At 38.4% G+C, this 14,509-nt stretch carries 14 protein-coding genes and 2 tRNA genes; 4 read left to right on the forward strand and 12 right to left on the reverse strand.

What is annotated here, in order from left to right; translation table 11 throughout:
* Nucleotides 1–12 precede the first annotated feature (12 nt).
* Nucleotides 13–2,394, reverse strand: a complete 2,382-nt coding sequence (locus ACQKIH_RS18790) for a SpoIIE family protein phosphatase (RefSeq protein WP_427768241.1) — start codon at nt 2,392–2,394, stop codon at nt 13–15.
* 194 nt (nt 2,395–2,588) lie between these two features.
* Here ACQKIH_RS18790 and ACQKIH_RS18795 point away from each other — a divergent pair.
* The 3 genes from ACQKIH_RS18795 to ACQKIH_RS18805 all read left to right on the forward strand — a co-directional run bounded on the left by ACQKIH_RS18795 (nt 2,589) and on the right by ACQKIH_RS18805 (nt 3,052).
* Nucleotides 2,589–2,665 (forward strand) — tRNA-Met (locus ACQKIH_RS18795).
* Between the two features lie 6 nt (nt 2,666–2,671).
* Nucleotides 2,672–2,743 (forward strand) — tRNA-Glu (locus ACQKIH_RS18800).
* Nucleotides 2,744–2,854: 111 nt separating this feature from the next.
* Nucleotides 2,855–3,052, forward strand: coding sequence for a hypothetical protein (locus ACQKIH_RS18805; protein ID WP_057989493.1), 198 nt, complete (start codon nt 2,855–2,857; stop codon nt 3,050–3,052).
* A 143-nt stretch (nt 3,053–3,195) separates the two neighbouring features.
* On the opposite strand, the gene ACQKIH_RS18810 is transcribed toward ACQKIH_RS18805, so the two are convergent.
* The 8 genes from ACQKIH_RS18810 to spoVT form a co-directional block, all read right to left on the reverse strand.
* Nucleotides 3,196–3,654, reverse strand: a complete 459-nt coding sequence (locus ACQKIH_RS18810; RefSeq protein WP_057989495.1) for a S1 domain-containing RNA-binding protein — start codon at nt 3,652–3,654, stop codon at nt 3,196–3,198.
* Between the two features lie 224 nt (nt 3,655–3,878).
* Nucleotides 3,879–4,310 (reverse strand): FtsB family cell division protein, encoded by a 432-nt coding sequence (locus tag ACQKIH_RS18815; protein WP_427768242.1) that lies wholly within the window; start codon nt 4,308–4,310, stop codon nt 3,879–3,881.
* Nucleotides 4,311–4,357: 47 nt separating this feature from the next.
* On the reverse strand, nt 4,358–4,813 hold the full coding sequence (gene yabQ / locus ACQKIH_RS18820; RefSeq protein WP_427768243.1) for a spore cortex biosynthesis protein YabQ: 456 nt from the start codon (nt 4,811–4,813) through the stop codon (nt 4,358–4,360).
* A gap of 2 nt (nt 4,814–4,815) precedes the next feature.
* Entirely contained in the window at nt 4,816–5,115 is a 300-nt protein-coding gene (gene yabP, locus ACQKIH_RS18825; protein ID WP_057989501.1) for a sporulation protein YabP, read from the reverse strand.
* A 238-nt stretch (nt 5,116–5,353) separates the two neighbouring features.
* Nucleotides 5,354–5,644 (reverse strand): RNA-binding S4 domain-containing protein, encoded by a 291-nt coding sequence (locus ACQKIH_RS18830; protein WP_057989502.1) that lies wholly within the window; start codon nt 5,642–5,644, stop codon nt 5,354–5,356.
* 4 nt (nt 5,645–5,648) lie between these two features.
* Nucleotides 5,649–7,115, reverse strand: a complete 1,467-nt coding sequence (gene yabN, locus ACQKIH_RS18835) for a bifunctional methyltransferase/pyrophosphohydrolase YabN (RefSeq protein WP_427768244.1) — start codon at nt 7,113–7,115, stop codon at nt 5,649–5,651.
* Between the two features lie 9 nt (nt 7,116–7,124).
* Nucleotides 7,125–8,735, reverse strand: a complete 1,611-nt coding sequence (locus ACQKIH_RS18840) for a putative polysaccharide biosynthesis protein (protein WP_427768245.1) — start codon at nt 8,733–8,735, stop codon at nt 7,125–7,127.
* Between the two features lie 124 nt (nt 8,736–8,859).
* Nucleotides 8,860–9,396: a stage V sporulation protein T gene (gene spoVT / locus ACQKIH_RS18845; protein WP_057989505.1), complete on the reverse strand. Its 537-nt coding sequence runs from the start codon at nt 9,394–9,396 to the stop codon at nt 8,860–8,862.
* Nucleotides 9,397–9,632: 236 nt separating this feature from the next.
* Between spoVT and ACQKIH_RS18850 the strand changes: the two genes are divergently transcribed.
* Nucleotides 9,633–9,950 (forward strand): hypothetical protein, encoded by a 318-nt coding sequence (locus ACQKIH_RS18850; RefSeq protein ID WP_427768246.1) that lies wholly within the window; start codon nt 9,633–9,635, stop codon nt 9,948–9,950.
* 44 nt (nt 9,951–9,994) lie between these two features.
* Here the strand turns inward: ACQKIH_RS18850 and mfd are convergent, their stop codons facing one another.
* From mfd to pth, 3 genes are all read right to left on the reverse strand, one after another.
* The gene (gene mfd, locus ACQKIH_RS18855) at nt 9,995–13,504 is read right to left on the reverse strand and encodes a transcription-repair coupling factor (protein ID WP_427768247.1); all 3,510 of its coding nucleotides are present in this window, start codon (nt 13,502–13,504) and stop codon (nt 9,995–9,997) included.
* An 85-nt stretch (nt 13,505–13,589) separates the two neighbouring features.
* Nucleotides 13,590–13,817, reverse strand: coding sequence for an anti-sigma-F factor Fin (locus ACQKIH_RS18860; RefSeq protein WP_057989508.1), 228 nt, complete (start codon nt 13,815–13,817; stop codon nt 13,590–13,592).
* A 57-nt stretch (nt 13,818–13,874) separates the two neighbouring features.
* Nucleotides 13,875–14,438 carry an aminoacyl-tRNA hydrolase gene (gene pth / locus ACQKIH_RS18865; protein WP_057989510.1) on the reverse strand — a complete coding sequence of 188 codons (564 nt, stop codon included), beginning with the start codon at nt 14,436–14,438 and terminating at the stop codon, nt 13,875–13,877.
* Nucleotides 14,439–14,509: the final 71 nt, after the last annotated feature.

The following is a 14,509-nucleotide window of genomic DNA, read 5'->3' on the forward strand; positions in this document are numbered from 1 at the left end:
TACGAGAGTTTTTTAGCTATACGCTGGACGGAAAACAGACCAAGGCGCTGCGATATGGTGTAATTGGAATAACATAACCGTACAATCATCATTCGTTGGGTAACGCTGTTTAAACTGCGCCATCACATCATAAAGAACGACTTGAATGGATGCTCCCTTTTTGATACCTTGACGGATTAATTGTAAAAATAATTCTTCTTGCATAATCCAATTTTCCTGACTAGCAAATAAGCCATCCGAAACCATAATAATAATATCTTCTGACAGGACAGAAATCATTTCGGTATCCACAGAAAAATCTGGTAAGAAGCCAATAGGTGCCGCCTTACTTTCAATTTTAAATAAATCTGCCCCACGGAGGATATACGTTGTCATCCCGCCCGCTTTCCAACACCATAGGGAACCTAACTGTAAATCAACTAACGCAAAGTCAATTGTTGCATACATATCTGAATCATTTTTGAGCGATAACACATAGTGCATCGTATGCATGGCTGTTTCAGGGTCCATATTATAGGACAAGCATTCTTGCATCATTTGAATTAAACGACTACTTTCCTGCTGTGCAGCATTGCTCGTCCCCATGCCATCTGACAGCATGATTGCCATCAAACCTGTATGAATCGGGAACACGCTATAAGAGTCTCCCGAAACTTGTTGATGCCCTTTAGAACGTTTATATATATCATACTCCAATTGATAGCGAATTGCTGAACGAAACCTTAACTGACGATAAAATAGTGGTTTCTCCTCAACATAAATTTGTTGTCCCTGTAAAGGTTCATGTAATAACTCATATAATAATTGCTCCGCCTGCCGAATGACCGTATGTTCATCACGTTCGTCCGCAATCGAACAAATAAATTCTCTTGCTCCCACATCAGTTTTTATCCACTCAATATGAATGCATTGCATGTGATGTTGCTTTAAAAATTGTTGTACGTAATCATCCATTTCATCCGCCCCTACTTCACTATGGCGATCATCTAGTAATTCTTCTAAGTGATGACTTAAATCACGTAACTGTAAGGCAATCATTTTCTTACCATGATAAAACTGACTTTCCATATGCTCTTTATGTGTAGCAGTTTCTAATTCCTCTAATAATTTTGTCGATTTTATACACTTCAACTTCAGCTGTTCCTCTGCACGAATTAATTCTAATGGCTTAGAGCTTCTTCTTGCCATTCGCCAATTTTCAAGAGTGTTCTCCATTTCTCGCTGTGTGCCCCAACATTGCTCATATTTAAAACAACTCGAACAAATAATATAGGATTCTTGTGGCATCATGGTTGGGTGCTCTTTTGTAAAACGCTCAAACACAAGACTTTTCATAAAAGAGACAAATTGTTGAAACTGCTTTAAATGCTCGGTTGCCAAATTTGCATTTTTCACCTGGATTGGCCCCGCGCCAAGTGTTTGCTTTGTATAATATTGTTGCAGATTTCCTATAGCTGATTGAGGAAGCAAGATAAATAGAATCCCTCCAACTAAGATAGAAAGAAAATAAACGCTATCAACAGGTAATGTCGCATCGTAAAAAAAGAAAAACACACTAGGCATCAAACTAAACATGGCAATTCCAAAGCGTCCTGTATCTTTCATTAATGCAGTGAATAATCCTGTGCATGCATACAGAACAATCATGCCTGTAAACGACAAATTGGATACACCCAGTAACAAACCCATAGACAATGCAAAAATAACGGTCGTCCCAACTGTCGAAACAGCAGCGACAACACAAAGAATCAAATGAAAAGCTATAATCGGAAGTGAAAAATAATAGACCGTAATGTTTTGCATACCTACTAGTACGGCTGCAAATACAACAAGCACCGCGACAACCTTTTCTTTCGCCCACTGGTAATCTTTCATCTCACTTAGCGGCACAAATAATTGTGTCATCAATAGCAGCATAACAAGTGCGAATAGCCATTCATACAAAACATATACTTGTGTTAATAAAGGCGGGACCCCTGCATACGTAACGACTTGCCAAACCGTTTGAATCACACCAATTGATAGTGTCACTGCTATATAGGGCGAAATACGAGTATATTTAAAACGCATAATGCCCTCTATGAGCAAAACTTCAAGTAATAATATGACGACTTGTCCAAAACCTAAAAATAATGTTCCCGCAAGCCCACCTATAAATGTTGAAATTTGAAATGATTTGTATTGTGATCGAACAATAATCCAAAAGGGTATAAAAAATGGAACTACCGCTTCAAAAAACGTGGCTTGTGCTAAACAAAAAGCAATGAATGCAAAAGTGACATCTACTATTTTTCTAGTCTTTTTTGTATACGGTGGTGTAGAAAATGTATGAGGGGGTAGAAATTCCGAATATTCATTGATAACTGCCATATCGATCACCTTTTCTTTTTTCAAATCATTATACAAAGGATTGAATGGAAATTTTGTCTGTTTATAGAACATACATCAATAAATCGTTCGACGGCTTTTATAGTGATTTTCCGCTTTTAAAAGCCTTCATTCGTCAGAAACAAAAAAATAATTATTTTTATTAAAACCTGTTGACACTTTACACAAATACTTGTATTATTAGTTTTGTTGTTAATTTTGGCGGTGTAGCTCAGCTGGCTAGAGCACTCGGTTCATACCCGAAAGGTCGTGGGTTCGACTCCCTCTGCCGCTACCATTTAACGGCCCGTTGGTCAAGCGGTTAAGACACCGCCCTTTCACGGCGGTAACACGGGTTCGAATCCCGTACGGGTCATACTGTAAAAGAGCTACCTTTTTTCTAAAAGGTAGCTCTTTTTTTACTGTTTAATGGTAATTAAAGCCCATTACACTCTATAATAGAAATTGTGAAAAGGAGGTATTTTATATGGTTCAAAATTTTACATATCTTGCATTCCTTTGTGGTATTAGTATGTTGTTGATTGTCGGCGGTGTGTTGCTAACTAATTTGCCGCTTTCGTTTCAAATTATAATGATTATTTTTGGCCTTATTGGAGGAATTTTTTGTTTTATTACGCTCATCCGCCTACTTGTTAAGCATAATCAAAGCTCCAATGAAAAATAAAGGGGACACCACCTTGCGTCATATTACGCAAGGTAGTGTCTCTTTTAGCCTTTTTATTGCTCTATCTATGCAAAAAGACAGACTACTAAGTAGCCTGCCTACGTCTATTTTACACTTTTTCTACGTTTCAAACAGTCAGCAAATTACCCTCTACGAGCTCCTCGGCCACCGCGCTTTGATTCCGTTGCACGTTTTAATGTAGATAATCGTTCATCGCTATCTTTTAAGAAACGCGCCATTTTTTGCTCAAAATTTTCTTTTGGTTGGTGACGATCATTACGATCGTTTGAACGATTATTATCGCGGCGTGGGCGTTGTGAACGCTCTGGTCTATCGGGACGTTCTGGGCGTTCTGGACGCTCTACTTGCGGTTTTGCTTTACGAATTGAAAGACCAATCTTCCCATCCGCTTCAACATTCATCACTTTCACTTCAACTTCATCGCCAACTTTAAGATGTTCATTAATATCTTTTACATAGTTGTCCGCCACTTCACTAATATGAACTAACCCTGTCTTACCATCTGGTAGCTCAACGAACGCGCCGAAATTTGTGATCCCTGTTACCTTACCTTGTACTTTGCTGCCTACTTCAATTGACATAAAAAAAATGCTCCTCCTTAAAATTTAAGCGACCTTTACATGAAAAGTCAGTTATCAATTGTTCTGAAACTTATATTGAACAGTCTCTTCTCTAATTATAGCTAACATAAAAAGAGTGTCAACAAGACACTCTCCCCAAAGGCAAATAATACCATGTTTTTTTATGGTATTACGTTAGCCTGACATCACTTCACTCAAATAAATTATGTGAATTTCAGTCAAGGTTATTCTTGTTTGTCTACTTTTTCTTCGCTATTCTTTTCTACTGCTTTTGGAATTGTAAAAATATATTCGCCTTCTTCAGAAAGGAAAAACTCTTTTCTAGCTAGCTTTGCAATATATTCATCATCTTCTAGCTTCATGATTTGCAAATTCAGCATTTCCTGCTGAGCGGTCACTTCATTAAGCTCTTCTGTTACAACCGCTTTTTGCTCACTCTTTACTACTAGCTTTTCGTTCTGAGACACATTCACATTCACTAAAAACCCGATAACTGCAACCGCTAAAATAAAAAATACAGTCATTCTTCTGCGACGTAAAACCGCTTGCTTTCCTTTTGCCTGCACTTTAGCTTGTGGATTTGATCGGACATAGTCATTGTTCAACGATTGAACATTCTGCTTATGTAATTGTTCTCGTGTTTTCCTCCCTAACATTCCGTCGCCTCCCTAGTTATAAAATTAATTATACTCATTATACGAGTTCACTTCTTCTTTTGAAAGGATTTCGCTAAATATTTCTTATAAAGTTTATAGATAGGTCTAACTAATAGAGAAATTCCTTTCAATAAAACATGGATAATCGTACGAATAATTTGAACAACTAGACGCCCAATAAAGAAAATTGGTTTAATGAGTATAGTTACAATAACCCGTCCAAAAAAACGGGCTATTTTTTGAAAGATAAATTCATAAGCAAAAATACCAGCTATTTGGGCAAGTGGATCCACGACACGCCATTGCCCACCCTTTACTAAAAATAAATAATAAAATGTACATATACCGAGGAGAATCCATATAATCCATTCTACTAAATACGTGAAACGTCCAATTAATTTACTCGGTATTTCATTTAAAACTGTACGTGTACAATCAATCACTGCCCCTACAGCGATTCCACTTATAAACATCACAAGGATGCTTACAAGCTGTGCACTCATCATCATCCAAACAATTTATGGAGGAAGCTTTTTGACAGTCCATTTTCGGAATCCTCATATGATAATTGCTTTACTTCACCCTCTAATGTTAGTAAGCCTTTATCTACATCTAAATGGACAATGCGCAGCTCCTCGCCACGAATTAATAGATGCCCTTGTGAAGTATTAACGAAAAATTCTTCTTGATCAAATCGTTCAATTGACTTTACAGATGTCATATCCATGCGTTTGCGGTTGCGAACAGTAACTAAGTGATCGCCAGAAGAAATTGTGTAACGACTGTTTTCTTGATGGATTGTCATTTTAGTCCTCCTTTAAGCTCGTTGTTTTACACTATATGCTCGTACTTATTAAGACATGCCTCATGTAAAATATTTGATTGCTTGTCCGCTACTAGAAGTTTCCCTTTAAAGAAATTACTCTTTAAACGATAAAAAAAACATGACAACCTATTCGCTGTCATGCTTACATACTGGTAAATTGATATCCTCTACTATGATTATATGTACGATACATACCATCAATTCAAGTCATCTACTACTATTCTTCATCATCAATAAATTCAAGTTCTACTTTTTCCAATCGCTCTTCTTTTAAAATGGTAAACATTTTTAAGGCATCTTCTTTTTTTACCATCTCACGTAACTCTTCTACGCGAGCAGTTACAATTTTTTGACCGAATCGAATAGCTAGCTCATCGCCAACTTTTACAGCCGTACTTGCCTTTGCAACTTTTCCATTTATCGCAATACGACCTTGTACTGCTACTTCCTTTGCCAATGTACGACGCTTAATTAATCGAGATACTTTTAAAAATTTATCTAAACGCATAAAACTATTCCCCTCTTTCTATTCGTTTTGCCTCATCCCAAAAGGCATCTAATTGATCTAATGTAAAGCTTTCGAAAGTTTTTCCACTTTCTTTGACACGTTGCTCTACAAAGTTAAAACGATGCGCAAACTTTTCATTTGCATGAATCATCGCCTCTTCTGGTGAGATTTTATAGAAACGTGCGAGATTCACAAGTGTAAATAATACATCGCCAAATTCATCTAAACGGGTTGTCGGTGAACCGTTAGTAATCTCTTCCTTGAACTCTTGCCATTCCTCAGCGAATTTCTCCCAAGCATCTTCCACATTCGGCCAATCAAAGCCAACTGTTGCTGCCTTTTTTTGATAGTTATAAGACGTTTGTAACGCGGAAGTCGGACGATATTCACTCTTTAACAACGGGACATCCGCTTCATGACCTTTTTCCGCTTTTTTGATCGCTTCCCAATTCGTCACAACATCTTCTGCACCTTCTACAGAAACATCGCCAAATACATGTGGATGGCGACGAATCATTTTTTCATTAATAGAAGCAAGTACTTCTTCTAATGTGAAATAACCGTTATCTTCCCCGATTTGAGCATGTAAGAATACTTGCAGTAGCACATCACCAAGCTCTTCTACCATAGCAAAATCATCTTCAGCATCCACAGCAGCTAAAAATTCATGTGCTTCTTCTAATAAGTGCTTTTTTAACGATTCATGCGTTTGCTTTTGATCCCACGGACAGCCATTCGGACCGCGCAACGTTGTAATAATTTGACGGAATGTCACCCAATCACGTAACGCATCTTCATCATTTTGAACAGGCGGTACATAAACCGTCGTTAAATTATTGATTTCTGCTGCCTGATCAAGCTCATATAATGGCACCGTTCTTAACTGCTCTTGTGAAGAGCCTGCTGCTGTCACAATCGTTACTGGATAATCATCTCGGTATTTTTCCATTAACGTCAACTTCACTTCTGAAGCGCTAAATGCATCGTATACTTGCGCAATTAAAATGTGCTGGCGCATATTCACATCATGCATAGACATGCTTGTCCCATCTAATAATTGAAAACCTTCGATTGGGTCAATTTTTAGCGCTCCGAAAATCGGGTCTAAAAAGCTTTGTCCGCCTTCTATTACGAGCTGAATTTGCCCTTTTTTATGTGCTTCAATTAAATGTTGCACGGTTTGCTCTGCTACAAGCGGATGCCCTGGTACAGCATACATAATATCCTCATGCACCACCGCTTCCATTAAACGCTGCGCAATTTCCTCATAAACGGGACCAAATGAACCATGTTTCACATAAATTTCATCGAAGCTCGTAAATTCAATCCCCTCTTCACGTAAATCTTGTAACACTGGATGATCGTCTGTACGAACAAATAATTTCTTTGCTGCTTTAATTTTTTTATAAACGCCCATTTGCATTTGATCAAAATCTGCTGCACCAAGGCCTATCACTGTTAATTGATTCAAAACTGCCACCTACTTCTTTCGATTTAACCATAATTGATATGCGGCCATGCGTCTACCAAGCGGGATTAAAAACCACTCTTTTTCTGCGAGCACACGTAATTTCGCCACAACAGTCATAAATGTAAACGCGCCCACACCTACAAGCAATAAACTATATAATACAGCGGTTATACGACTAAATGATGCGCCCTCTACCAGCTGATTTAATAGCAAAATTGCCCCTTCAACCGCAACAATCATCGCGATACTTGCCAACAATAATCGCCAATAAAATTGACCTGTTGCGAACGCTGCTTTTGTCCATTTTCTCAAATAAATAATAAGCGCAACCGCTGTCAAATACAGCCCAATATTACTTGCAAGCGCTGCACCAACAATACCGAATTGCGCAATTAAAAAAGCATTCCCAACATATTTTATCGCAATACTCGTCACAAGGAAAATAGCTGGTAACTTTAGTTTACTATAGCCTTGTAGAATTGCTGTAAACGTTAAAATTATCGACAAAGGGATAATTTGCATCACATAAATGATTAACACATTCGATAGTGCATCCGTTGTAAACAGCATCTCATTCACATAAGGCATGACAACAACTAATCCTAGTGAAGCAGCTATACCAAATAATAATGAACTGCGATACGTTAGCTGTATAAATGGTAATGCTCCGCGTCCACTCGTCTTCTTTGCTTTAAACGCGACAAGTGGCACAATTGCGAGCGAAAGCGATGAGGCAATAACAAGTCCAAGTTGCACTAATGGTTGCCCTCTATCATAAATACCCTTTAACGCCATTGCCTGCTCTTTCTCCATCCCCGATTCAATTAATGACGGGTAAATCGTAAATGAATCAACTAATTGAAAACATAATAATAAAAGACCGCTCATACTAATGCTAATGCTATAAATCGTGACTTCTTTAATAATCGGCCATGCCTTCACATTTACTTTTACGTGTTCTTTAGGAGTCGAATTCCTCTTCACATAGAGCAACAATAAAATGATTCCTGCAACTTCTCCAATCACTGTACCGAAAATCGCCATTTTCCCAGCTTCATAAACGGATTGCGTAAAGGACAGTAAAATTACCGTACCAATTAAAATAACTGCTACCCGAACCATTTGCTCAAAAACCTGTGCATAAGCAACTGGTTTCATCATGCTATTCGCTTGAAAATTACCCTTTAAAACAGCCAATATCGGCATGCACAGTGTCACAAAGGAACCGACTTGAAGGAGAGGAGCCAATTGTGTGTCTTGCATTAATGCAGATAAACTGTTTGCTCCAAAAAATAACAAACAAAAAAATACAATAGATAACACAAGTAAATAGTTGAAAATAACACGCGTTACAGCACGTTTTTCAACCGGGGAACTTCCTTGCGCCTCCATGTCTGCTAGTATTTTCGAGATAGCCACCGCGAACCCACTCGACGTCCATACGACGAAAAAGGCAATAAACGGATACACTTGTTGGTACACATAAAAGCCTTGGTCACCAACTAAATTTTGATACGGTACACGATAAATGGCGCTCAGCATTTTTACGATGAGTGCAGCTACCGTAAGTAATAGCGCGCCTTTCATATAACTTTTCATTCCAAAACTTTGAGAAGACATTCTATTTCCTTCCTCTACTACATACAATAAGTTAAGTATAACATGAAAGTGGTACTAGCCTTTTTTACACATACATGCATATCCACAAAAAAACGCCCAATAAATTGGACGTTCTTTTGAATATTTAACTTTCCATTTGCTTAGCTAAAAAGTTGGCAGCTGTCTCAGCAGCTTTTTGTTCTACTTCACCAATAAAGTGCGCTTTGGATAATAAGTAAACCGCACCAATTGGATCGCCATTTGAAATGATTGGCACCGCACAATAGGACTTGATTTGCTCATATTGTCCAGCGACTAACTCAACCGTCATTTCGAGTTTTTCAACAACACTCGTTCTTGCTTTAATAATATCTTCAGCAAATGGGGTTAATCGTCTCGATAAATATTCTTTTTTAGATGCACCCGCTACCGCAATCATTTCATCTCGGTCACTTATAAAACTTGGTGTCCCTAATATTTCAAAAAGTGACTGCACGTATTCTTGTGCAAATTCACCGAGGTCGTTAATTGGAGAATATTTTTTTAGGATAACCTCTCCTTCGCGGTCAGTATAAATCTCAAGTGGATCACCTTCACGAATCCGAAGTGTTCTTCGTATTTCTTTTGGTATGACAATACGACCTAAATCATCAATACGACGTACTATACCTGTTGCTTTCATCGTCTTCACTACCTCACTTTCACATCATTCAATAGCATGATGCTACTAGTATGGATTGAATTCGAATATTATATGCAATTTTTTCATGAACTTCGCGATAATTTCCACATATAGACTAGCGCACTTACACTATTTTATGAAAAAATTCTTATATTTTATTTCTCTACGAATAGAATAGAAAAAATCAAGGCATTTTTTAAGATTGTTAACTCAAATAGAGGTGGGAGGCTTTTCTTATGAAAGTAGACAGTACTTACGCTCGTTTCGATGCAAACAGGCAACAACAATATTATGCAGGAACCCATTTAGCCTATTACCCTAACGTATTAAAAGAGCGTGCAACTGTTGTTCATGAAGTTGAAAACGGCATTTTTAAACGCTATTTAGAAAAGGCAAACGGACAGCGTGATTTAATTTCGACGTCCACTACACGTGAAAAGCAGTTTTTAGCGCTCCGACAAGAAAATCACCATCGCGAAGAGTTATTCCAGCGATTAAACTATAAAAACGGTGTACATTATAGTGTGTCCAATACATTTCATTTCTTACTTTAAAAATAAAAGCTGATGAACATTTTAATGATGTCATCAGCTTATTTTTATGCCTTTTTTGCGTTTGCAATAATTTCCATCATCTTTTCAATAACTTCGAATGGTAAATACTTTCCGCACTTTTTATAATTCACTGTCAGAATCAATTGTGTGCCTTCCATCCCAAATCCTACCGCTTGACCAAACTCCATTGATTGCTCAACGATTTTTGCCCCATCAGCGAGTAGCGTTCCTTGCTCAGACAATGTAATCGATGCGACTTGTTGTTTTTCTTTAATGGACAAGACATCAGCTTGCATTGCCCATACTTTCATGCGAGCAATACGCATTAAACGCTCTGTTTCAGCTGGTATATCACCAAAACGATCTTGCATTTCATCCATAATCTCCAAGTAATCTTCCACACGTTCCATTGCTTTAATTCTCTTATACATTTGAATTTTTTGATAGCCGTCCGGAATATAGGCATCTGGAATATACGCATCTACTTGTAAAATGATTTCAATCTCCGCTTTTTCTTCACGCTTCACGCCACTGCGACGTTCTTCCACCGCTTCTTCAAGCATTTGTGAATATAAATCAAAGCCGACCGAATCGATAAAGCCGTGCTGCTGGGCACCGAGTAAATTCCCTGCGCCGCGTATTGATAAGTCGCGCATCGCAATTTTAAAGCCCGAACCAAGCTCCGTAAATTCTTTCACTGCTTGCAAACGCTGCTCTGCAACATCTGACAATACTTTATCACGCTCATACATAAAATAAGCATACGCAATACGACTTGAACGACCAACACGTCCGCGCAATTGGTAGAGCTGTGATAATCCCATACGATCGGCATCATGCACAATTAATGTATTTACATTCGGAATATCGACACCCGTTTCAATAATTGTCGTCGTCACAAGTACGTCATACTCCCCGTCAATAAAGGATAAAATAACAGACTCTAGCTGCGCCTCTGTCATACGACCATGTGCAAAAGCAACACGCGCATCTGGTACAAGCATTTGGATTTCCTCTACCCGTCTTGCCATATCTTCTACCCGATTGTATAAATAAAACGTTTGTCCGCCGCGTGCCATTTCACGTTCAATCGCTTCACGGACAAGTGCCCCACTATGCTCCATCACATATGTTTGTACAGGGAAACGGTTTTGTGGTGGTGTTTCAATGACCGATAAATCACGCACACCAACCATCGACATATGAAGCGTACGTGGGATTGGCGTTGCTGTCAGTGTCAGTACATCAATATTCGTTTTCAGCTGCTTAATTTTTTCTTTATGGGTTACACCAAAACGTTGCTCTTCATCCACAATGAGCAAACCTAAATTTTTATACACTACATCCTTAGACAAAACACGATGCGTACCGATTACGATATCGACTGTTCCTTCACGTAACCCTTTTAACGTTTCCGTTTGCTGCTTTTTCGTACGGAAGCGACTTAACAAGCCTACATTCATCGCAAATTCCTCAAAACGCTTATGAATTGTTTCGTAATGCTGTTGCGCTAAAATAGTCGTCGGTACTAGGAAAGCCACTTGCTTGCCATCTAGTATCGCTTTAAATGCTGCACGAATAGCTACTTCCGTTTTCCCATAACCAACGTCCCCACAAACAAGGCGGTCCATTGGTCGCTCCCGTTCCATATCATGCTTTACTTCAATAATTGTACGTAGCTGATCTTCTGTCTCCTCATACTGGAAAGCATCCTCAAAATTACGTTGCTCATCTGTATCCGGTGAAAATGCAAAACCTACTTCTGCCTCACGCTGAGCATAAAGCTTAATTAAATCATCGGCAATATCTTGTACCGCAGACGTAACTTTGGCCTTTGTTTTTTTCCATTCTGGTCCGCCTAGCTTATGAAGTTTCGTTTCTTTATCTTCAGCCCCAACATAACGCTGAATTAAATCAATTTGATCAACGGGCACAAATAATTTATCATCTGCACGATAGCGCACATGCAAATAATCTTGGTGTATGCCATCCACAACAAGTGTTTCAATCCCAATATACTTCCCGATACCGTGATGCACATGTACAACATAATCACCGGGTTTAATTTCGGTATAGGATTTAATACGTTCAGCATTCGTCATTTTTTGTGGACGTGCTTTTTTCTTTTGCTGTTGCTTGAATAATTCATCCTCTGTAATGACCGCGATTTTTTGTAATGGTAGCTCAAAACCAGCTACTAGCGTTGCATGTACAATATAAATGCCCGGTTCACTATGGTAACCTATTGTTGTAGCAACTTGATAATCATTCAACATCGTTTGCATAGTTGTTAAGCGTTCATCATTTGTAACTGTAATAAGAACCGTATAATTCTCCTGCTGCCAGCGTGCAATTTCATTTTGTAATAAAGCAATTTGTCCGTGGAATTGTTGCATCGGCTTACAAGAAAAATTTGTTGTCTTCTTAAATTTAATGCCTGAAAAAGTACGTGTAAACAAAGCAAAATAAAGCGTTGGCTGTTCAATCATCGCCAATACTTCTTTTAATGCATATGAAGGCTTTACCTCATGAAGCATTTTTCCTTCTTCAATTAAAGATAAAAACCATTCATTTTCCTCGCGTTCCCATGCATCCATTACTTCTTGAATACGGCCGAGTTCATCAAATAAAACGAGCCCATCTTTTGCAAAATAATCCCCTAAAAAGGCCGGACGATCGAATAGTATCGAGCCATATTTAGCAATATGATCGGGTAAATGACCTTGGCGTAATAATTCTATATCCTGCCCAATGTTTTGTAAGAGTAGCTCTTGGATTTCCTTCTTTTTCACCTTTTTTAAACTATCTGCAAGTGCTGATTCTAAGCGCTCTGCAATCGTGAGTCGTTCACTTGTTGCCAGTAAAATTTCAGTTGCTGGTAAAATTTCAATGTGCGTGCACTTTTCAATCGAACGCTGATCATCTGCTGAAAAGGTACGTATCGAATCAACTTCTGTATCGAACAGCTCTATTCGGATTGGAGATTCTAAATAAGGAGGATAAATGTCTAATATGCCCCCACGCATCGCGAATTCCCCGGGTGTCGTCACCATTTGGCTACGTATATAACCTATTTCAACTAGCTTATGAAGCCAATGTTCAATATCTAATTCTTCCCCAATAGCTGTCTTTAGATCGTGATTAACCCAATCCATTGGCATATTTAATAATTTGCGCATCCCTGCTACTGGAATGACGTAAATTCCAAGTTCACCCTTCACAAGTCGGCCAATCGTCGCGATACGCTGCGCTCGCAACTCTGGCGATGATGTCGTCATATTTGCTGCGATAAATTCCTCAGCTGGATAATAATGAATCCATTCTTCACCGATTAAAGAGCCTAGATCATCGACGAGCTTTTGTGCCTGCAATAAATTCGGTGAAATGATATAAATGGATTTCTTCGTTTCTTTAAAAATTGATTGAATAAGCGCTGGTCTTGCGCTACCTGTTAATCCAGTAATTAATTGCTCATTTGCTGAACCATCTTTTATTTGCTGGAGTAAATTATGAATCTGTTTATCTTGTAAAAATAATTGATGAAAAGTATCCACACAAAGTCTCCTTCCCTATCTACCATCTGACTATATTCAAAACGGAAAAAGCCTTGGCGCAAAATATGCGACCAAAGCAACTCCTTTACTGTAACCATTTTTTTAATGCGTAATAATCCGGAAATTGTCGTAAAGACTCCTCACAATGTTCACAAATACTGTGTACAGTTGTTTCTCCACGCTCATTCTTTTCAATGTAATCATCGATTTCTCCAATTTCAAACTGATGAAGCTTGCGAATGGTTTCATCTGCATCAAAAGGTAGCGTGCCCATCTCTACTTCACAATGCCTGCAACGGTAACGTACAGCCATTTTAAAGCCCCCTTTAAATACTTAATCTATTTAAAGTATAGCCTTCCAATTCCAAAATTATGCACCGTTAAATTGATTCATCACTTCTAAAAATGGTTTTGTTAAGGAGACTTCTACTGCATCGCAGCACTTGCTAATCGCATCTTGTACGACGGGCTGATCTTCTTTAGAAAATTTCGATAGTACATAATCAGCTACTTTCATACCGGCTGGTGGACGATCCACACCGACACGAATTCGGTTAAATTCCTGTGTGCCTAAATGTTGAATTAATGACTTAATCCCATTATGCCCACCTGCGCTCCCTTTACCACGTAAACGTAATTTACCCGTTTCTAAATCTAAATCATCATAAATGACAACAATATCTTCTACATCAATATCAAAATAATCCATTAACGGACGAACACATTCACCCGATAAATTCATATATGTTAACGGCTTCAATAAAATGACTTTCCCTTCAGGACGATGCACAGTTGCATACATGCCATTAAACTTTGATTGATTTAATGGGGCATTCCATTCTTTGGCTAACGTATCAATTACGTCAAATCCGATATTATGACGCGTATTTTCATACGGTTTCCCTGGATTTCCTAAGCCAATAATTAGTTTCATTCGTAATCGCATCCTTTTTATCTAATCGTAGCCTATTTTATCATAGTTTCTAACTTATGCACCGCCGATAA

The organism is Solibacillus cecembensis, from assembly GCF_050272495.1.
GTDB lineage: Bacteria > Bacillota > Bacilli > Bacillales_A > Planococcaceae > Solibacillus > Solibacillus cecembensis.